The organism is Variovorax sp. PBL-H6, assembly GCF_901827155.1.
In the GTDB taxonomy this organism is placed as follows: domain Bacteria; phylum Pseudomonadota; class Gammaproteobacteria; order Burkholderiales; family Burkholderiaceae_C; genus Variovorax.
This window is the reverse complement of record NZ_LR594659.1, coordinates 4968821-4986294: the sequence shown is the minus strand read 5'-3', so window position 1 is coordinate 4986294 and position 17474 is coordinate 4968821. Positions and strand designations below refer to the sequence as shown.

Here is a 17474-nt window from a genome sequence, read left to right as displayed (position 1 = left end):
GTGCTCTACGCCTGAAGCCGAGGCCTTCGGCTTTTCCCCTACTCCCGGAGACAGATTCAATGATCAACAAGATCGCCCGCTCGATCGCCGATGCCATGGCCGGCGTGGCCGACGGCGCCACGGTCCTCATCGGCGGCTTCGGCACTGCCGGCATCCCCAACGAGCTCATCGACGGCCTGATCGAGCAGGGTGCCAAGGAGCTCACGGTCGTCAACAACAACGCCGGCAACGGCGACACCGGCCTGGCCGCGCTGCTCAAGGCCGGGCGGGTGCGCAAGATCATCTGCAGCTTCCCGCGCCAGGCCGACAGCCATGTGTTCGACGAGCTCTACCGCTCCGGCAAGCTGGAGCTGGAACTGGTGCCGCAGGGCAACCTGGCCGAGCGCATCCGTGCGGCCGGCGCGGGCGTCGGTGCCTTCTTCTGCCCCACGGGCTATGGCACCGAGCTGGCCGGCGAGCGCGAGACGCGCATGATCGACGGCAAGCAGTACGTGCTGGAGTACCCGATCCGCGGCGACGTGGCGCTGATCAAGGCCGAGCAAGGCGATCGCTGGGGCAACCTCACCTACCGCAAGGCGGCGCGCAACTTCGGTCCGGTGATGGCCATGGCCTCGAAGCGCACCATTGCCACCGTGCACGAGATCGTGGAGCTCGGCGAGATGGATCCCGAGGCCATCGTCACCCCGGGCATCTTCGTCAGCAGCATCGTCAAGATCGACCGCGTCGCCACCCAGGCCGGCGGCTTCAAGAAGGCAGCATGAGCATGAGCAATTACCAACGCCGCACCAAGGACCAGCTCGCCGCGCGGGTCGCGCAGGACATCTTCGACGGCGCCGTGGTCAACCTCGGCATCGGCCAGCCTACGCTGGTGGCCAACCACCTGCCGGCCGGGCGGGAGGTCATCCTCCACAGCGAGAACGGCATCCTGGGCATGGGCCCGGCGCCACTGCCGGGCGACGAGGACTACGACCTCATCAACGCCGGCAAGCAGCCCGTCACGCTGCTTCCGGGGGGCGCGTACTTCCACCATGCCGACAGCTTCGCGATGATGCGCGGCGGCCATCTGGACATCTGCGTGCTGGGCGCGTTCCAGGTCTCTGCCACCGGCGACCTGGCCAACTGGAGCACCGGTGAGGCAGGGGCGATCCCCGCGGTCGGGGGGGCCATGGACCTGGCCATCGGCGCGAAGCAGACCTGGGTCATGATGGACTTGCTGACCAAGAAGGGCGAGAGCAAGATCGTTGCGCAGTGCAGCTATCCGCTGACCGGCATCGGCTGCGTGAAGCGTGTCTATTCCGATCTCGCCACGCTCGAATGCACGCCTGCGGGGCTGAAGCTCATCGACAAGGTCGAGGGGCTGGAGCATGCCGAGCTGGAGAAGCTGGTGGGCCTGCCGATCGCCGCCTGACAACCCTTTCAACCAGAGACACACCATGACGAACCAAGCTTTCATCTGCGACGCCGTTCGCACCCCCTTCGGCCGTTACGGCGGCTCCCTCTCCACCGTGCGCACCGACGACCTGGGCGCCGTGCCGCTCAAGGCACTGATGGAGCGCAACAAGGAAGTCGACTGGCAGGCCGTGAGCGACGTGCTGTACGGCTGCGCGAACCAGGCCGGCGAGGACAACCGCAACGTGGCGCGCATGTCGGCGCTGCTGGCAGGCCTGCCGCTGGAACTGGGCGGCGCCACCATCAACCGGCTGTGCGGCTCGGGGCTCGACGCCGTGGGCAGCGCGGCGCGCGCCATCAAGGCCGGCGAGGCCGGGCTGATGATCGCGGGCGGTGTCGAGAGCATGAGCCGCGCGCCCTTCGTCATGCCCAAGGCGGAGAGTGCCTTCAGCCGCAGCAACGCGATCTACGACACCACCATCGGCTGGCGCTTCGTCAACAAGCTGATGAAGGCGCAGTACGGTGTCGACTCGATGCCGGAGACGGCGGAGAACGTGGCGACCGACTACAAGATCGAGCGCGAGGCCCAGGACCGCATGGCGCTGGCCTCGCAGCAGCGCGCGGTCGCGTCGCAGAAGTCGGGCTTCTTCGATGCCGAGATCGTGCCGGTCCTCGTGCCGCAGAAGAAGGGCGACCCGATCGTCGTGAACAAGGACGAGCATCCGCGCGACACCAGCCTGGAAGCGCTTGCCAAGCTCAAGGGCGTGGTGCGCCCCGATGGCACGGTGACCGCGGGCAATGCCAGCGGCGTGAACGATGGCGCCTGCGCGCTGCTGCTGGCCGACGAGGCGAGCGCGTCCAAGTACGGCCTGACGCCGCGCGCCCGCGTGGTGGGCATGGCCACCGCCGGCGTGCCGCCGCGCGTGATGGGCATCGGCCCGGCGCCGGCCACCGAGAAGGTGCTGAAGCTCACCGGCCTGAAGCTCGACCAGATCGACGTGATCGAACTCAACGAGGCCTTCGCCGCGCAAGGCCTGGCGGTGCTGCGCCTGCTCGGCCTGAAGGACGACGACGCACGCGTCAACATCAACGGCGGCGCGATCGCGCTGGGCCACCCGCTGGGCGCGAGCGGCGCGCGGCTGGCGACCACCGCGGTCAACCAGCTGCACAAGGGCGGCGGGCGCTATGCGCTGTGCACGATGTGCATCGGGGTGGGCCAGGGGATTGCGGTCATCCTCGAGCGGGTCTGAACGGGCTTGCCCGGCGCGGCCCGGCTCACAAGGCAACTTCTCGCGCGGCCGAACGGGACGTGCGGGGGGGCTTCTACGACGCGGCCTGCCACACCAGCGTGGCGGCCGCGAGGTCTTCGAGCGCGCTGCCCACGGCCTTGAAGACCGTGCGCTCGGCGCTGTTCGTGCGCCCTTGGTGCCTGCCCTTGCACAGGTCCGCCAGCGTGGCCTGCACCGCATCGCGGGACAGGGTGCCGGCGCCGATCGCATCGAGCAGGTCGCCGGCCTTCAACAAGGCCTCATCGGTATCGACGAAGACTCGCGCGCTCGCAAAGCAGGCCGGGTCGGCTTCTCGCATCTGCGGCGTGAAGCTGCCGATCAGGTCCAGGTGCGAGCCCGGCGCGAGCCATTCTCCCTTCACCAAGGGCGATGTCGCGAGGGTGGCGCAGCTCACGATGTCCGCGGTGCGCACCGCCGCTTGCAGGTCGGCCACCGGGTGCGCGTTCCAGCCTTCGGCTCGCCATTGGGCGGCCAGGGCCTGCGCACCTGCCGGACGGTGGTTCCATACCTGGATCTCGTCGATCGCGCGCACGGCTGCGTGCGCGGCCGGCAGCAGGCGCGCCACGCGGCCGGTGCCCAGCACCAGCAGCCTCCGGGCGTCCTGTCGCGCGAGAAAGGATGCACCCAGCGCCGAAGCCGCTGCCGTCCGGTGCGCGGTGATCTCGTTGCCGTCCATCATCGCCAGCGGCACGCCGGTGTGTGCGTCATAGAGCACGTAGGTGGCGTGCAGCCCGGGGAGCCCGCGAGCGCCGTTGCCCGGAAAGATGTTGATGGTCTTGATGCCGAGGTAGCCCGCCTCGCTCCAGGCGGGCATGATCAGCACGGTGCCGCGATCGGCGCCGGCCTCGACGGCATGGACGTGGCGCGGCGGGACCGTGGCCTCGCCGGAAAAGGCTTTGCGCAGTGCCGAAATCAAGCGGGTGAAATCCAGTGCGCAGCGGGTGGTGTCGGCGTCGAAGTGCTTCATGGAAGAACCGGCCGCGCCATACGACCGCGGCCCTCAAGGGGAGAAAAGACATGCAACCGAAGAATTATGAAGAGCGGAGGGTCAGGCACATCGTGGCCATCTCCGCGTGCTGCCCACGCACATGGTGGCGGGCATCGAGGAGCAGGCCGAGCCTCGCCCGGGGAAGCCCGTTGCTGAGGTTCAACACGAAGAAAAAATAGGTGAGCGTCGCGGTGTGGACCGCTTCGTGTACCTTGGTATGCATTTTGACGGGCGGCAAGCTGAGATGGCCAGGATTCCTGGCAGCGTGAGGGGGTCTGAGAAGGCCTGATATGGGCCTGATCGGCCATGTAATGCAAAGCTCTACGATTGCCGCGCAGTCGCCACGTGTGCAAAATTTCAGGCATGTCCGAATCGACGACCACGCCCGCCAAGCTCGAGGATTCCGAGCTGCAGAGCCTGGCTGCCGAGTGGCGCATCCGCGCCATGCAGGGAGACCAGCTGGCGCACCGCATGGCGCAGGCCCTCGAGGCCGAGCAGCGCCGCCGCATTCGCGACTCCGGCCTGCAGCCGCTGCCTCCGGCGCGTTCCTCCGCCGCGGCGCCCTGGTGGAAATTCTGGTGATGCAGCTGCACGGCTTTTCGTGACCGCCGATGGATTTCGCGATTCCGCTCTCCCTGGCCAGCCTGTTCCTGGCCACCCTTCTTTCCAACGTGCTCGCTCGCTGGCGCGAGAAGGCGCTGGCGTTCGACCCGGTCACCCATGAGGCGCGCGAACTGCTGCTGCGTGAACGTGCCGCCCCCGTGCCCCTGTGTCCCACGCTCGGCCCCGAGCACTGGGCCCGCCTGGAGGCGGTGCAGCCCTCATGGCGGCGCCACGGGTTCGAGGCCGCGCGCACGCGCTACGTCGAGGCGCGCAACGCTTTTTCCCGCAGCGAGATCGACGGCGAGCTCTACTACCCGAACCCTGCCGTGGTGGCCGGCGCCGCGCATCAGGTGCTGGTACTGACTGAGCGCTTCTGACGCTGGCGGGGGGCCGCCCAGCGCGGCGCGCCCTTCAGTGATAGATCTTCTGCAACAGCCGTATCAGCGATTCGCGCTCGCGCGTCGAGAGCTTGGCACTGGCTTCCGTTTCCAGCTCGACGACGGTGCGCTCGGCTTCGCGCACCAGCGACTCACCGGCGGGGGTCAGGTACAGGCCGATGGCGCGGCCGTCATAGGGGTGGGGACGGCGTTCGATGAGACCGCGGCTGTCCATGGCGGAGATCAGACTCACCAGGTTGGGCGGCAGGATGTCCAGGGTGGCGCAGAGCTGCCGCGAGGTAGCGCCGGGGTTGTGCGCCAGCAGCGAGAGCACCGAGAAGTCCACCTGCTTCAGCCCGAACACCGCCATGCGTTCCGCGAAGAGCGTGCTCACCGCCAGCCAGGCGCGCCGCGCGTTGTAGCCCACCAGGGCTTCGAGGACGCGCGTGTCGAGCCGGTCGGGGCGCGACGGCTGGGCGGAGACGGCGGGGACGGCAGCTTTCTTGCGCTGGACAGGCATGGGCCGAGGGTAACTGCCTTTGCGCAGCACGGCGTAGGGACGTGCCCGCTATGCGGCGGCGTTGGGCGACATGATGGCCTCGCAGGCACGCTTGACCATGCCAAGCCGCGTTTCGAACTCCGGCAGCACGAACCGGCGGAAAGCGGCCGCGGGCGCCGTCCATCGGGGCGTCTCCGGTGCGGCGTGCGCGATGCGTGCCCACGCCCAGGCCAGCAGGGACAGCGCCACCACCCGCAGGTAGTCGTCTGCCACCTCGTAGGGCAGGGCCGGGTCGCGCTGGGCCGCCAGTGCGATCGTGGTGCCGAGGTAGCGCAGCTGGGCGAAGCGGCGTTGCACCTCGGCGTCGAACTCGCGCGCGGCATCGAGCTCGTCGCGCAGCTCGATCAGCAGGCTCGCCATGCCGGCGCCGCCGTCGGGCAGGAGTTTGCGCACGACGAGGTCGATGGCCTGGATCTCGTTGGTGCCTTCGTAGATCATGGTCACGCGGGCGTCGCGCAGCACCTGCTCGATGCCCGATTCGCGCACATAGCCGTGGCCGCCGAAGACCTGCAGGCAGGCGCTCGCGCCCTCGAAGGCCTGCTGCGTGCACGCCGCCTTCAGCACCGGCGTGATCAGCGCGCACCAGCGCTCGGCGCGCTCGCGGCGGGCGGGATCGGCGTCGTGGCGCGCGATGTCCAGCTGCAGTGCGCTGCGGTAGGCCAGCAGGCGCGCGCCGTCGGCCCAGGCGCGCTGCGTGTCGAGGATGCGGCGGACGGCCGGGTGCTCGACGATCAGGTCGGCGGCCTCGGCGCCGCGGCTGGCCGGCGCCGTGCCGGGCACGCGCATCTGGCGCCGTTCGCGGGCATAGGCGTCGGCCTTCTGCCAGGCCGCGTCGAGCAGGCCGATGCCCTGCAGCGCCACGTGCAGGCGTGCCGCATTCATCATCACGAACATCGCGGCCAGGCCGCGGTTCGGCTCGCCGAGCAGCCAGCCGGTGGCCTCGTCGAAGCGCATTGCACAAGTGGGGCTGCCGTGCAGACCCATCTTCTCCTCGATGCGCTCGCAGTGCACCGCGTTGCGCGTGCAATCGAGCAGCACCTTGGGCACCAGCGCCAGCGACAGGCCCTTGGGCCCGGCCGGCGCATCGGGGAGCCGGCACAGCACCAGGTGCACGATGTTCGGCGTCAGGTCGTGGTCGCCGCCGGAGATGAAGATCTTGCTGCCGCTCACCCGCAGGCTGCCGTCCGGCTGCGGCAGGGCCCGCGTGCGCACCTGGCCGAGGTCGCTGCCGGCATGGGCTTCGGTCAGGCACATGGTGGCCAGCCATTCGCCGCTGGCGATCTTCGGCAGGTAGGCCTGCTGCAGTGCGGCGCTGCCATGGTGCCGGATGCATTCATAGGCGCCATGCAGCAGGCCGGGTGCCATCGTGAGGCCGTGGTTGGCTGCGCTCAGCCATTCGAAGAGGATGGCCTCGAGCACGGCAGGCAGGCCTTGTCCGCCGTCCTCGGGTGCCGCGGACAGCGCGAGCCAGCCGCCGTCGACCAGGCCCTGGTAGGCCTCGCCGAACCCGGGCGGCGTGAGCACCTCGCCGTCGATCAGCCGGCAACCCGATTCGTCGCCGATCCGGTTCAGTGGCGCGACCACCTCCTCCACGAACTTGCCGGCCTCGCCGAGCACCTGCGCCTGGAGTGCGTCGTCGAACTCGGCGAAAGGTCCGAGCGCGCGCAGGCGCGGCGCGGCGCCGAGCACGGCATCGAGCAGGAAGCGCTGATCGTCGGGACGGGGCTGGTAGTTCATCGGCAGGCGAAGCTGGAATCGATCATGACTCCGCCGTGAAGCCGATCTGCTTGACGAGTGGACCCCAGCGTTCGTACTCCGCCTTCTGGTCCGCCGCCATTTCCTGTGGCGTGCTGCCGTTCGCCACCAGGCCGACGAGGGCCAGGGCGTCGATCACCGACTTGTCCTTCAGGGCCGCGGTGATCGCGGCGTTGGCGGCAGCGATGGCGGCCGGCGGCGTCCTGGCGGGGGCGTAGAAGCCGAACCACTCTTCGGAGGTCACGTCGGGGTAGCCCAGTTCGGTGAAGGTGGGCACATCGGGAAGGTAGGGCGAACGCTTGCGGCCGGAAGTGGCCAGCACGCGCACGCGCCCGGCCTTCATGTACTGCAGGTAGTCGCCGCTCGGGTTCATGGCGGCGGCGATCTGGCCGCCCACCAGGTCGGTGATGCTGGGCACGGTGCCGCGGTAGGGCACGTGCTTCAGTTCGACTCCCGAGCGCAGGCCCAGCAGCGCGCCCAGGAGGTGGGGCATCGAGCCGGCGCCGGGCGAGCCGTAGCTGGCCTGCGCCGGGTTGGCCTTGGCCCAGGCGAGGAAGTCTTTCAGCGTCTTCACTTCGGCGGGCACGGCCGACCCCACCGCGAGCCCGTGGAACATGATGGCGCCGATCGACACCTGCGTGACGTCCTCGGGCCTGTAGGCGAGCTTGGGATAGATGTAGGGATAGACCGAGAGGGCGGAGACGGGGGCCAGCGTGAGGACCGAGCCGTCGGTCGGCGCGTTCTTCAGCGCCTCCACGGCGATGCGGCCGCCCGCCCCGGGCTTGTTCTCCACGAAGCCGGGGTTCTTGCTGTAGGGCGTGCCGCCCAGCTTTTCGGCCACGCGGCGCGCCACGCTGTCGCCGGCACTCCCGGCCGGGAACCCATACATGATCTTGACCTGGTCGAGTGCCTGGGCCAGGGCCGAGAGGGGCGCCAGGCCGCCCAGGAGGGCAGCGCTGCCGAGGGTGTGCAGGAAATGGCGACGGTGTTGCATGGCGATGTCTCCTTGATGAATTCGGAAGCTCGTGGGTCCGGTCGTCAGCGCGGTGCCATCCGCAACGCCCCGTCGAGCCGGATCACCTCGCCGTTGAGGTGCCCGTTGGTGACGATGTGGCAGGCCAGCTCGGCGAACTCCGAAGGCTTGCCCAGGCGCGGCGGGAACGGGATCGACGCAGCCAGCGACTGCTGCACCGGCTCCGGCAGCTCCTTCAGCAGCGGCGTCGCGAAGAGGCCCGGTGCGATGGTGCAGACGCGGATGCCGTGCTGCGCGAGATCGCGCGCCATCGGCAGCGTCATGCCGACCAGCCCACTTTTGGAGGCGCTGTAGGCCTGCTGGCCCACCTGGCCGTCGAAGGCCGCGACTGAGGCGGTGAACAGCATCACGCCGCGCTCGCCGCCTTCCAGCGGGTCGAGCCTGGCGCACTGCGCCGCATAGAGGCGGCTGATGTTGTACGCGCCGACGAGATTGACGTTGACGACGCGCACGAAGTCTTCCAGCGGCGCCGGGTTGCCGTCCTTGCCGACGATTCGCCTGGCGCTGCCGACGCCGGCCACGTTCATCAGGATGCGGGCCGGTCCGTGCGCGGCGGCGGCCTTGTCGAGCGCGGCGTTCACGCTGTCGCTGTCGGTGATGTCGCAAGGGCATGCGACACCGCCGATCTCGGCAGCCACTTTTTCCGCGAGGGCGGCGTTGCGGTCCAGCACGGCGACCTTGGCCCCCAGCCGCGCGAGTTCGCGCGCGGTCGCTTCGCCGAGACCCGATGCCCCGCCGGTGACCAGCGCGGCCTGTCCTTCGATCTTCATGCCTTGTCTCCTCGGGGTTTGAGCGTGAAGGGCAGGGTGTCGGCGTGGAGCGCCTCGACAGTCCCGGCCCGGTGCTTGAGCACGGCGCGCTGGTTGATGGAGCCCTTGTCGGTGACCTCGCCCTTGTCGATCGAGGGCGGCTCGTGCTCCATGTGCAGCCGCGCAATGCGATTGGCGCTGCCGGTGGCGCTGCGGGCGAGTTCGTCGAACACGCGCTGGAAATGCGCTTGAACGGGCGCACTTTCGACGACCTCGCGCATGCCGGCATCGGCGGGCAGGCCCGCGAGTTGCCGGACCTTCTGCGTCGGGAAGATCAGCGCGCCGACTTCCTTGAGGTTGAGGCCGGTCAGCACCGCGTCCTGCACGTACGGCGCGCCGGCCGCGATGATCCTGGCGCGCAGCGGGCCCACGCTCACGAAGGTGCCGGTGGCGAGCTTGAAGTCTTCTGCGATGCGGCCGTCGAAACGCAGGCCGCGGTGGATGTCGGATTCGTCGATCCAGCCGACCGCGTCGCCGGTACAGAAGAAGCCCTCCTCGTCGAAGGCCTCGGCCGTGGCGTCGGGCGCGCGCCAGTAGCCCGGTGTGATGTTGGGGCCGCGGTAGCGCACCTCGGTCTTCCCATCGGTGTCGACCAGCTTGATCTCGATGCCGGGCGCGGGCAGGCCCAGGTCGCCCGATTTGACCGCGGGGCCGGTGACGTACAGCGCGAACGGCCCCGATTCGGTCATGCCCAGCCCGGTGCCCATCACGATGCGCTCGCCGACCTCGGCCTCTTGCGTGCGGTGCAGACTGTCCCATACCGGCTGGGCAAGGGCCGCGCCTGAATAGAAGAACATCTTCACGCGCGACAACAGGTTGCGGCGCAGCACCGCGTCGCTTTCCATGGCATGCGCGATGGCTTCGAAGCCGGTCGGCACGTTGAAGTAAATCGTGGGGGCGACCTCGCGCAGGTTGCGCAGCGTCTCGGCCATGCCGCCGGGCGTGGGCTTGCCGTCGTCGATGTAGAGCGTGCCGCCGTTGTCCAGCACGATGCCGACGTTGTGGTTGCCGCCGAAGGTGTGGTTCCAGGGCAGCCAGTCGACCAGCACAGGCGGCTCCTCGCCGAGCGCCGGGATCGACTGGCGCAGCTGCTGCTGGTTGGCGCACCACATGCGGTGCGTGTTGATCACCGCCTTGGGCAGCTTGGTCGAGCCGGAGGTGAAAAGGAACTTGGTGATGGTGTCCGGGCCGGTGGCCTGCAAGGCCGCGTCGATGGCGGGCGTGGGCGGGGTGGCGGCGAGCGCCTCGAACGTGGTGGCGGAACGGCCCTCGATCTCGCCTTCGCCGAACACCAGTTCCACATCCGCCGCAACCGTCGCCTTGATGGCGCGCTCGAAGCGCTGCGCATCGGCGGCGAACACCAGGCCGGGTGTCAGGGTGTCCAGCACATGTCGCAGCTTCTCGAAGTCCTGGCTCACCAGCGAATAGGGCGGCGAGACCGGGCAGTACGGCACGCCGGCATGGAGGCAGCCCAGGGCCATGAGGGCGTGCTCGATGCCGTTCTCGCTGAGGATGGCGACGGGGCGCTCGGGGCTCAGGCCGCGCGCGAGCAGGGCCTGGCCGATGGCGCGGGCCTTCTGGTGCGCCTCGGCGTAGTTCACGCGGATCCAGTCGCCGGTGCCGCCGCCCGGCAGGCGCTCGCGGCGGGCAATGAAAGTGCGATCGGGCGCGGCCTCTGCCCAGTGGCGAAGGCGATCGGTCATGCGCTCGGCATAAGGCGCAAGTTCGGTCTCGGCGCGCAGGTAGCGAATGCCGGGCGCGCCTTCGCGCAGCATGGCGCGCGTCACGCCGAAGGCGAGCGGCCGGTAGCGGACGGTGGTGTTCACTGGAATACCTTCGCCTGCGGCTGCGGTGCTATTCGCCTTCGGAGCGGCCGTGCGGCTCATTCCTTGGTCACCTTGCCGGCGCGGCCTTCGAGGAAGTCGCGCACGCGCTGCTTGGCCTCGGGCGCGCTCTGGACGATGCCGGCGATCAGCGCCTCGGTGAAGAAGCCATGGTCCGCCGGCTGCTCGCTGATGCGCGGCAGCGCGTGCATCAGTGCGTAGTTGGTGAGCGGCGCGTTGGTCGCGATCTTCTTCGCGAGCTCCAGCGCCTTCTCGAAGGAGCCGCCTTCCGCCACCAGGTACTGCGCGAAGCCGGCACGCTCGCCCGACTCGGCATCGTAGACGCGGCCCGTCATCATCATGTCCATCATGCGTGCGGTGCCGATCAGCTTGGGGATGCGCACCGAGCCGCCGCCGCCGACGAAGATGCCGCGCGAGCCCTCGGGCAGGGCATAGAAGGTGGTGGTGTCGGCCACGCGGATGTGGCAGGCGCTCGCCAGCTCCAGGCCGCCGCCGACCACTGCGCCATGCAGCGCCGCGACCACCGGCACCGGACCGCCTTGCACGAGGTCGAGGGCGGCATGCCAGAGGCGCGAATGCTGCATGCCCTGGCCGGCATCGCGTTCCTTCAGCTCCGACAGGTCGAGGCCGGCGCAGAAATGCGGGCCATTGCCGTCGATCACCGCCGCGCGAACCGTGGAAGGCAGGTTCTGGAAGGTGTCGCGCAGGGCGAGGATGAGGGAATCGGACAGCGCATTGCGCTTGGCAGCGCGCGTCAGGCGGATGATGGCGATCTCGTCGCGCAGCTCGAGCTGAAGGTCGGTGGTGGTGGTCATGGTTGCGCTCCCTTTCATGATCGATTATGGTTATCGAAAATAACTAATTCAAGCCGAGTTACAAGGCTCGGCACCCGGACTTACCCTTAGTGGCTGCACAGCCTGGAGACAAGCACATGGACCATCGCAACCTGATCGCCATCGACACCCACACGCACGCCGAGGTGAGCTGCTGGAACCCGTTCGACAACTATGGCAACGAGTACGACCGTGCGGCCGACAAGTATTTCCGGTCGAGCCGGCGCCCGACGATCCAGGAGAGCATCGACTACTACCGCGAGCGGAAGATCGGCCTGGTGATGTTCATGGTCGACGCCGAGTCGAACCTCGGCCGGCGCCGCATCCCGAACGAGGAGATCGCCGAGGCGGCGCAGAAGAACAGCGACATCATGATTGCCTTCGCCAGCATCGATCCGCACAAGGGGAAGATGGGCGCGCGCGAGGCCAGGCGCCTGATCGAGGAACACGGCGTGAAGGGCTTCAAGTTCCATCCGACGGTGCAGGGCTACCACCCTTACGACCGGATGGCCTGGCCGATCTACGAGGTGATCGCCGAGCATGCGCTGCCGGCCGTGTTCCACACCGGCCACAGCGGCATCGGCTCGGGCATGCGCTGCGGCGGCGGCCTCAGGCTGGAATACAGCAACCCGATGCACCTGGACGACGTGGCCATCGACTTCCCGGACATGCAGATCGTGATGGCGCACCCCAGCTTCCCCTGGCAGGACGAGGCGCTCAGCGTCGCGACGCACAAGCCCAACGTCTGGATCGATCTCTCGGGCTGGAGTCCGAAATACTTTCCGAAGCAGCTGGTGCAGTACGCCAACACGCTGCTGAAAGACCGCATCCTGTTCGGCAGCGACTACCCGCTGATCACGCCCGACCGCTGGATGAAGGACTTCGAGGAGGCCGGCTTCAAGCCGGAGGTGATGCCAGGCATCCTGAAGGGCAATGCGGTGCGCTTGTTGAAGCTGGACGCTTGAGTCGGGAACGAATTCAGAGCTGACCGCTTCGACCGAGGTCTTTTCAAGAAACGGATTCGTGCTCTTCCGTCGCCAGGTTCCAGTCCTGACCCGAACGCTGCTTGTGTTCCTCGCGCTCGCGCGCGATTTGCTCCTGGAACTGTTGGCGACCTTCCTTCGAGGCCGCGATCAGCTTGGCGCGGTCCTTGTAGTGCGGGTAGAGCTCGTGCATGAGCTGGATGTTGCGGCGGCGGAAGCGCATGGCTGCCTCGCGGGCCTCGTAGGCTGGCCAGCCCAGCCCCTCCAGCACCGAGCGGGCGCTGCGCAGTGAGGATTCGAAGAGCTCGCGCTCGATGAATTCCACTTTGCGGTCCATCAACTGATAGAGATGGCCCACGTTGCGTGCGCGCGCGATGATGCGCGCGTTGGGGAAATGCTCGCGCGCCATGTCGACGATGGCGAGCGATTGCTCCACGCCGTCCACCGCCACCACCAGCACCTTGGCCGTGCCGGCGCCGGCGGTGCGCAGCAGATCCAGCCGCGTGGCGTCGCCGTAGAAGACGCGGAAGCCGAACTCGCGCAGGCTTTCGATGGTGTCGGGGTCGTGGTCGAGCACGGTGAGTTTCAAGCCCTGCGCGCTGAGCATGCGCCCCAGGATCTGGCCGTAGCGGCCGAAGCCGCAGATCAGCACCTTGGCGTCCTGCTGCTCGGAGATCTCTTGCATCGTGACGGGCGCTCCATTGCTGTAGCGCGGCAGCACCCACTTGTCCAGCGCCACCAGCAGCAGCGGCGACAGCAGCATCGACAACGCCACGGCACCGATCAGGAACGATGCGACACCTGGCGGCAGCACCTGCGGCCCGGCCGCCTGGAACACGACGAAGGCGAATTCGCCGCCCTGCGCCAGCAGCAGCGTGAACACCGGCCGCTGCTGATAGGGCAGCTTCATCAGCTTCGCCAGCGTGAAGATCGCGATCGCCTTCAGCACCATGAAGCCGACCACGACCAATGCCATCAGCCCCGGCCGGGCCAGCAGCACGCCGAAGTCGATGCTCATGCCGACCGCGATGAAGAAGAGGCCCAGCAGCAGGCCCTTGAAGGGCTCGATGTCGGTTTCCAGCTCGCGCCGGTACTCGCTCTCGGCCAGCAGCACGCCGGCGAGGAAGGCGCCCAGCGCCATCGACAGGCCGACGAACTGCATCAGAGCGGCGATGGCCACGACCAGCAGCAGCGAGGCGGCGGTGAAGATCTCGGGCGTGTCGCTGCGAGCGATCCAGCGCAGCAGCGGGCGCAGCACCAGCCGGCCGCCCAGCACGATGCCGCCGACAACCGCGAAGATCTTCAGCCCCTCGAGCGCGCGTTCGGCGCCGGTGAGGGCCGGCGCGGTCTCCGAGCCCACCGCAAGCAGGGGCAGCAGCGCGAGGATCGGGATCGCCGCCACGTCCTGGAACAGCAGGATCGAGAAGCCGGCCTGCCCGCTCGGCGTCGGCAGCAGGTTGCGTTCGCCCAGCACCTGCAGCGCGATGGCGGTCGAGGACAGCGCCAGGCCCATCGCGGCGACCAGGGCCACGCGCCAGCTCGCGCCGCCCGCCCAGCCGGCCAGGAAGAGCACGGCCGCGCAGGCGGCGACCTGCGCGGCGCCCCAGCCGAAGATCGGCCGGCGCAGGCTCCACAGGCGCTTCGGCTCCAGCTCGAGCCCGACCAGGAACAGCATCAGCACCACGCCGAACTCGGCGAAATGCAGGATGTCCGCCACGTTGGTCACCAGGCCGAGGCCCCAGGGACCGATGACGATGCCTGCAGCGAGGTAGCCGATGATGGAGCCGAGGCCCAGCGCCTTGGACAACGGCACCACCAGCACGGCGGCGCCCAGGTAGATGAGCGAATTGACGAGCCAGGCCGGTGCGTGTTCCATCAGGCCTCCTCGTGTTCCAGCGGCCGGTCTGTGGCCGGGACTTCGCAGGCGGCGCATTCGGGGATGTCCTCCATCTCCGGCCAGTCTGGATAGCTCGAGAGGCGCTGACTGAACACATCGATGTGCGCCGCCAGCGTCTCGGGGCTGGCGCTGCGCGCGCCGTGGAAGAGCAGTGGCGGCAGGAAGCGCATGCCGCAGAGGGCGGCGGTCTGCTCGTAGGGCGGCAGGAAGGCGTCGAAGAAGTAGCGGTTGTAGCTCTGCGGGTGGTAGCTGCGCTCGGGGCCGCCGGTGGTGGCCGCCAGCCAGCAGTCCTTGCCCTGCAGCGCCATGCCGCCGCCGCCATAGGCCCAGCCGTAGCTCAGCACCTCGTCGAGCCACAGCTTCTGCAGGGGCGGCATCGAATACCACTGGATGGGGTGCAGCAGCACCAGCAGCTTGGCGCGCGCCAGGCGGGCCTGCTCGGCCTGGACGTCGATGGCGAAGTCGGGGTAGGTGGAATACAGGTCGTTGACTTCGACGCCCGGCACGCTGCGGGCGGCCTGCAGCAATTGCCGGTTGACGCGCGAATCGCGCCAATGGGGATGGGCGGCGAGCAGGTAGATGCCGCCCGCTGAACGCCGTGGGCCTGATGTTGTCGTGGTCATGGTCCGCGAACATAGCGCAACTCGGACGGCGGTCAGGTCCCGCTACCATGGCGCCTGTCTTTTCAGCCTCGAAGGAGCCTGTCATGCCGGTGGTCCTGGTCGCCAATCCCAAGGGTGGGGTCGGCAAAACCACGCTCGCAACCAACATTGCCGGCTATTTCGCGAGCCGCGGCCATGCGGTGATGCTGGGCGACATCGACCGGCAGCAGTCCTCCCGGCTATGGCTGGGCCTGCGCACGCCGGCGGCGCGCGAGATCAGGAGCTGGGAGGCTTCGGAGGACGGCACGATGGTGCGGCCTCCTCGCGGCACCACCCATGCGGTGATCGACACGCCGGCAGGCCTGCACGGCGCCCGGCTCAAGGAGGTGGTGCCGATGGCCGACAAGGTGCTGGTGCCGCTGCAGCCCAGCATCTTCGACATCTATGCCACGCGGGAATTCCTGGACAAGCTGCTGGCGCACCGGCACCTGGGCAAGACGCAGGTGGGGGTGGTCGGCATGCGTGTCGACGGCCGCACCCTGGCGGCCGAGCGCCTGCGCGAGTTCGTCGCCGGGCTGGGCGTGCCGGTGCTGGGCGAGCTGCGCGACACGCAGAACTACGTGCAGGCGGCAGCGCGCGGTCTCACGCTCTTCGACATCGCGCCGGGACGGGTGCAGCGCGACCTGGAGCAGTGGGAGCCTATCCGGCAATGGCTGGAGACTTAGCTCGCCCCCAGGTTGGTTCACTTCGTGTAGCCGCCCACCCCCTGCCCGAACTGTCACGGCGGCTACAGTGGCGAAAGCCCTGGCCATATAGAGTGAAAACATGAAGAAGACATTCCAGACCCTTCAGGATCTCGCCGCCTGCGTCGGCCAGGAAGTCGCGGTGAGCGACTGGATCACGGTCACGCAGGAGCAGGTCAACCAGTTCGCGGAGGCGACCGGCGACCATCAATGGATCCACGTCGATGTCGAACGCGCGAAGGCGGGGCCCTTCGGCGGGCCTATCGCGCACGGATTCCTGACGCTGTCGCTGCTGCCGCGTTTCTACGAGTCGGCTTTCGATGTGGTCGAGTCGCGCATGGGCGTCAACTACGGGCTCAACCGCGTGCGCTTCATGACGCCGGTGCCGGTCGGCAGCCGGTTGCGCGGGCGCATGAAGCTCCTGAGCTGTGAGCCGATCGCAGGTGAGGGCGTCCAGATGGTGTGGGAGACCACCATCGAGCTCGAAGGCGCGCCCAAGCCGGCTTGCGTGGCCGAATCGGTGGTTCGCCGCTTCCGCTGAAGGCCGCGCGGCAAGCGGGCTGCTCAGGCGAAGCCGTTCTGGCGCCAGGCCTCGAACACCGTCACTGCCACCGCGTTCGACAGGTTCAGGCTGCGCTGGCCTTCGCGCATCGGCAGGCGCAGGCGCTGCGGCGGTGGGAAGCGTTCACGCAGTTCCGGCCCGAGGCCGCGCGTTTCCGAGCCGAAGACCAGCCAGTCGCCGGGGCAGAAGGCGGTTTCGTGGACCGTTCGCGTGCCCCGTGTCGTGAGCGCGAACAGGCGCTCGGGCGCAGGGCGCTCGGCCGCCAGCAGCGCCTCCCAGCCAGCATGGCGGCGAACCTCGGCGTACTCGTGGTAGTCCAGTCCGGCGCGCCGCAGCAGCCGGTCATCCATCGAGAAACCCAGCGGCTCGACCAGGTGCAGGGTGCAGCCGGTGTTGGCGGCCAGCCGGATCACGTTGCCGGTGTTGGGCGGTATTTCGGGTTCGACCAGAACGATGTGGAACATGGGCGGATTCTCGATTCTCTTCAAGACGGCGGATCGGTCCTTGCCAGTACGATCGCGGTCACGTGCGCGGCCCCGCCTGTGCGCAGCACCTGCGCCGCCGAGAACAGCGATGCGCCGCTGGTCATCACATCGTCCACCAGCACGACGCGCCGTCCGCGCACGGCCTCTGCGCGCAGCGGCTCGAGCGCGAAGGCGCCGCGAAGATTGCGCAACCGCTCGGCGCGTGCGAGGCCGCTCTGGGGCGGCGTTTCCCGGGTACGCAGCAGCAAGGCAGGATCGGTCTTCCGCGGGGCAAGGCGGCGCGCCAGCTCGTGCGCCTGGTTGAAGCCGCGCTCGCGCAGCCGGCTTTTCGCCAGTGGCATCGGTAGCACCAGGTCGGCCTGCTCCAGTGCCGGTTCGACCCAGGGCGCACTTCGCAGCAGGGTGGCGAGCGGTGCGGCCCAGCCTGCGCGGCCCTGGAACTTGAATTGCGCGATGCAGTCGGGCCAGGGCCAGGCATAGGCGCAGGCTGCCAGGCAGGCGTCCAGTGGGGGCGGATGGGCGAGGCACTCGCCGCAACGGACCACTCCCTGGGGCACTGGCAGTGCGCAGCTGACGCAGCGGGAGGCGGGCGGGGCAAAGCGCGTCACGCACGCGTCGCACACCGGACGCGAGGGCCAGGCGCGGCACACCGCGCACTGGCTCGGCACGTGCTCGAGCAGGGAGAAGAGCAGGGAAGCGCCTTCGCGCCACGGGTTGGACATG

19 protein-coding genes are annotated in these 17474 nt (G+C 68.8%); 8 read left to right on the top strand and 11 right to left on the bottom strand.

From position 1 onward, the window contains the following. The first annotated feature begins 59 nt into the window (after positions 1-59). The 3 genes from G3W89_RS23655 to pcaF are packed head-to-tail and all read left to right on the top strand — an operon-like array spanning position 60 to position 2639. A complete protein-coding gene (locus G3W89_RS23655; RefSeq protein ID WP_162576449.1) occupies positions 60-761 on the top strand; it encodes a 3-oxoacid CoA-transferase subunit A in 702 nt (233 codons plus the stop codon). Positions 762-763: 2 nt separating this feature from the next. Then, positions 764-1408: a 3-oxoacid CoA-transferase subunit B gene (locus tag G3W89_RS23650; protein ID WP_174258338.1), complete on the top strand. Its 645-nt coding sequence runs from the start codon at positions 764-766 to the stop codon at positions 1406-1408. A 25-nt stretch (positions 1409-1433) separates the two neighbouring features. Further along, the gene (pcaF, locus tag G3W89_RS23645; RefSeq protein WP_162576447.1) at positions 1434-2639 is read left to right on the top strand and encodes a 3-oxoadipyl-CoA thiolase; all 1206 of its coding nucleotides are present in this window, start codon (positions 1434-1436) and stop codon (positions 2637-2639) included. Positions 2640-2712: 73 nt separating this feature from the next. Here pcaF and G3W89_RS23640 read toward each other — a convergent pair whose 3' ends face one another. Further along, a complete protein-coding gene (locus G3W89_RS23640; RefSeq protein WP_162576446.1) occupies positions 2713-3645 on the bottom strand; it encodes an ornithine cyclodeaminase family protein in 933 nt (310 codons plus the stop codon). A gap of 384 nt (positions 3646-4029) precedes the next feature. Between G3W89_RS23640 and G3W89_RS23635 the strand changes: the two genes are divergently transcribed. Both G3W89_RS23635 and G3W89_RS23630 read left to right on the top strand, forming a co-directional pair. Then, entirely contained in the window at positions 4030-4248 is a 219-nt protein-coding gene (locus G3W89_RS23635; RefSeq protein ID WP_162576445.1) for a hypothetical protein, read from the top strand. 29 nt (positions 4249-4277) lie between these two features. Beyond that, complete coding sequence (locus G3W89_RS23630; RefSeq protein ID WP_162576444.1) at positions 4278-4646, top strand: hypothetical protein; 369 nt, start codon at positions 4278-4280, stop codon at positions 4644-4646. Between the two features lie 34 nt (positions 4647-4680). Here the strand turns inward: G3W89_RS23630 and G3W89_RS23625 are convergent, their stop codons facing one another. The 6 genes from G3W89_RS23625 to G3W89_RS23600 form a co-directional block, all read right to left on the bottom strand. Continuing rightward, positions 4681-5166, bottom strand: a complete 486-nt coding sequence (locus tag G3W89_RS23625; RefSeq protein WP_162576443.1) for a MarR family winged helix-turn-helix transcriptional regulator — start codon at positions 5164-5166, stop codon at positions 4681-4683. 48 nt (positions 5167-5214) lie between these two features. Continuing rightward, on the bottom strand, positions 5215-6942 hold the full coding sequence (locus tag G3W89_RS23620; protein ID WP_162576442.1) for an acyl-CoA dehydrogenase family protein: 1728 nt from the start codon (positions 6940-6942) through the stop codon (positions 5215-5217). Between the two features lie 22 nt (positions 6943-6964). Continuing rightward, positions 6965-7954 carry a tripartite tricarboxylate transporter substrate-binding protein gene (locus tag G3W89_RS23615; RefSeq protein WP_162576441.1) on the bottom strand — a complete coding sequence of 330 codons (990 nt, stop codon included), beginning with the start codon at positions 7952-7954 and terminating at the stop codon, positions 6965-6967. A gap of 44 nt (positions 7955-7998) precedes the next feature. Then, the gene (locus tag G3W89_RS23610; protein WP_162576440.1) at positions 7999-8763 is read right to left on the bottom strand and encodes an SDR family NAD(P)-dependent oxidoreductase; all 765 of its coding nucleotides are present in this window, start codon (positions 8761-8763) and stop codon (positions 7999-8001) included. After that, positions 8760-10577: a feruloyl-CoA synthase gene (locus tag G3W89_RS23605; RefSeq protein WP_232076853.1), complete on the bottom strand. Its 1818-nt coding sequence runs from the start codon at positions 10575-10577 to the stop codon at positions 8760-8762. The genes G3W89_RS23610 and G3W89_RS23605 overlap by 4 nt, the downstream gene beginning before the upstream one ends. A gap of 107 nt (positions 10578-10684) precedes the next feature. After that, positions 10685-11461, bottom strand: a complete 777-nt coding sequence (locus tag G3W89_RS23600) for a crotonase/enoyl-CoA hydratase family protein (RefSeq protein WP_162576438.1) — start codon at positions 11459-11461, stop codon at positions 10685-10687. Positions 11462-11577: 116 nt separating this feature from the next. Here G3W89_RS23600 and G3W89_RS23595 point away from each other — a divergent pair, with 116 nt between their 5' ends. After that, positions 11578-12444, top strand: a complete 867-nt coding sequence (locus G3W89_RS23595) for an amidohydrolase family protein (RefSeq protein WP_162576437.1) — start codon at positions 11578-11580, stop codon at positions 12442-12444. 43 nt (positions 12445-12487) lie between these two features. Here G3W89_RS23595 and kefC read toward each other — a convergent pair whose 3' ends face one another. After that, the gene (gene kefC / locus G3W89_RS23590) at positions 12488-14338 is read right to left on the bottom strand and encodes a glutathione-regulated potassium-efflux system protein KefC (RefSeq protein WP_162576436.1); all 1851 of its coding nucleotides are present in this window, start codon (positions 14336-14338) and stop codon (positions 12488-12490) included. Next, the gene (gene kefF / locus G3W89_RS23585) at positions 14338-14982 is read right to left on the bottom strand and encodes a glutathione-regulated potassium-efflux system oxidoreductase KefF (RefSeq protein WP_162576435.1); all 645 of its coding nucleotides are present in this window, start codon (positions 14980-14982) and stop codon (positions 14338-14340) included. The genes kefC and kefF overlap by 1 nt, the downstream gene beginning before the upstream one ends. A gap of 83 nt (positions 14983-15065) precedes the next feature. Between kefF and G3W89_RS23580 the strand changes: the two genes are divergently transcribed. Next, complete coding sequence (locus tag G3W89_RS23580) at positions 15066-15686, top strand: ParA family protein (protein WP_162576434.1); 621 nt, start codon at positions 15066-15068, stop codon at positions 15684-15686. Positions 15687-15786: 100 nt separating this feature from the next. Then, positions 15787-16245 (top strand): MaoC family dehydratase, encoded by a 459-nt coding sequence (locus G3W89_RS23575; protein WP_162576433.1) that lies wholly within the window; start codon positions 15787-15789, stop codon positions 16243-16245. Positions 16246-16268: 23 nt separating this feature from the next. Here the strand turns inward: G3W89_RS23575 and G3W89_RS23570 are convergent, their stop codons facing one another. Together G3W89_RS23570 and G3W89_RS23565 are read right to left on the bottom strand one after the other, a co-directional pair. Further along, complete coding sequence (locus G3W89_RS23570; protein ID WP_162576432.1) at positions 16269-16730, bottom strand: tRNA (cytidine(34)-2'-O)-methyltransferase; 462 nt, start codon at positions 16728-16730, stop codon at positions 16269-16271. Positions 16731-16750: 20 nt separating this feature from the next. Further along, on the bottom strand, positions 16751-17473 hold the full coding sequence (locus tag G3W89_RS23565; protein ID WP_162576431.1) for a ComF family protein: 723 nt from the start codon (positions 17471-17473) through the stop codon (positions 16751-16753). Position 17474 lies beyond the last annotated feature (1 nt).

What these genes read in the sequence shown, in the direction of transcription:
- G3W89_RS23655 (WP_162576449.1), top strand. Translation starts at nt 60, where the DNA reads ATGATCAACAAGATCGCCCGCTCGATCGCCGATGCCATGGCCGGCGTG.
- G3W89_RS23650 (WP_174258338.1), top strand. Translation starts at nt 764, where the DNA reads ATGAGCAATTACCAACGCCGCACCAAGGACCAGCTCGCCGCGCGGGTC.
- pcaF (WP_162576447.1), top strand. Translation starts at nt 1,434, where the DNA reads ATGACGAACCAAGCTTTCATCTGCGACGCCGTTCGCACCCCCTTCGGC.
- G3W89_RS23640 (WP_162576446.1), bottom strand. Translation starts at nt 3,645, where the DNA reads ATGAAGCACTTCGACGCCGACACCACCCGCTGCGCACTGGATTTCACC.
- G3W89_RS23635 (WP_162576445.1), top strand. Translation starts at nt 4,030, where the DNA reads ATGTCCGAATCGACGACCACGCCCGCCAAGCTCGAGGATTCCGAGCTG.
- G3W89_RS23630 (WP_162576444.1), top strand. Translation starts at nt 4,278, where the DNA reads ATGGATTTCGCGATTCCGCTCTCCCTGGCCAGCCTGTTCCTGGCCACC.
- G3W89_RS23625 (WP_162576443.1), bottom strand. Translation starts at nt 5,166, where the DNA reads ATGCCTGTCCAGCGCAAGAAAGCTGCCGTCCCCGCCGTCTCCGCCCAG.
- G3W89_RS23620 (WP_162576442.1), bottom strand. Translation starts at nt 6,942, where the DNA reads ATGAACTACCAGCCCCGTCCCGACGATCAGCGCTTCCTGCTCGATGCC.
- G3W89_RS23615 (WP_162576441.1), bottom strand. Translation starts at nt 7,954, where the DNA reads ATGCAACACCGTCGCCATTTCCTGCACACCCTCGGCAGCGCTGCCCTC.
- G3W89_RS23610 (WP_162576440.1), bottom strand. Translation starts at nt 8,763, where the DNA reads ATGAAGATCGAAGGACAGGCCGCGCTGGTCACCGGCGGGGCATCGGGT.
- G3W89_RS23605 (WP_232076853.1), bottom strand. Translation starts at nt 10,577, where the DNA reads ATGCTGCGCGAAGGCGCGCCCGGCATTCGCTACCTGCGCGCCGAGACC.
- G3W89_RS23600 (WP_162576438.1), bottom strand. Translation starts at nt 11,461, where the DNA reads ATGACCACCACCACCGACCTTCAGCTCGAGCTGCGCGACGAGATCGCC.
- G3W89_RS23595 (WP_162576437.1), top strand. Translation starts at nt 11,578, where the DNA reads ATGGACCATCGCAACCTGATCGCCATCGACACCCACACGCACGCCGAG.
- kefC (WP_162576436.1), bottom strand. Translation starts at nt 14,338, where the DNA reads ATGGAACACGCACCGGCCTGGCTCGTCAATTCGCTCATCTACCTGGGC.
- kefF (WP_162576435.1), bottom strand. Translation starts at nt 14,982, where the DNA reads ATGACCACGACAACATCAGGCCCACGGCGTTCAGCGGGCGGCATCTAC.
- G3W89_RS23580 (WP_162576434.1), top strand. Translation starts at nt 15,066, where the DNA reads ATGCCGGTGGTCCTGGTCGCCAATCCCAAGGGTGGGGTCGGCAAAACC.
- G3W89_RS23575 (WP_162576433.1), top strand. Translation starts at nt 15,787, where the DNA reads ATGAAGAAGACATTCCAGACCCTTCAGGATCTCGCCGCCTGCGTCGGC.
- G3W89_RS23570 (WP_162576432.1), bottom strand. Translation starts at nt 16,730, where the DNA reads ATGTTCCACATCGTTCTGGTCGAACCCGAAATACCGCCCAACACCGGC.
- G3W89_RS23565 (WP_162576431.1), bottom strand. Translation starts at nt 17,473, where the DNA reads ATGTCCAACCCGTGGCGCGAAGGCGCTTCCCTGCTCTTCTCCCTGCTC.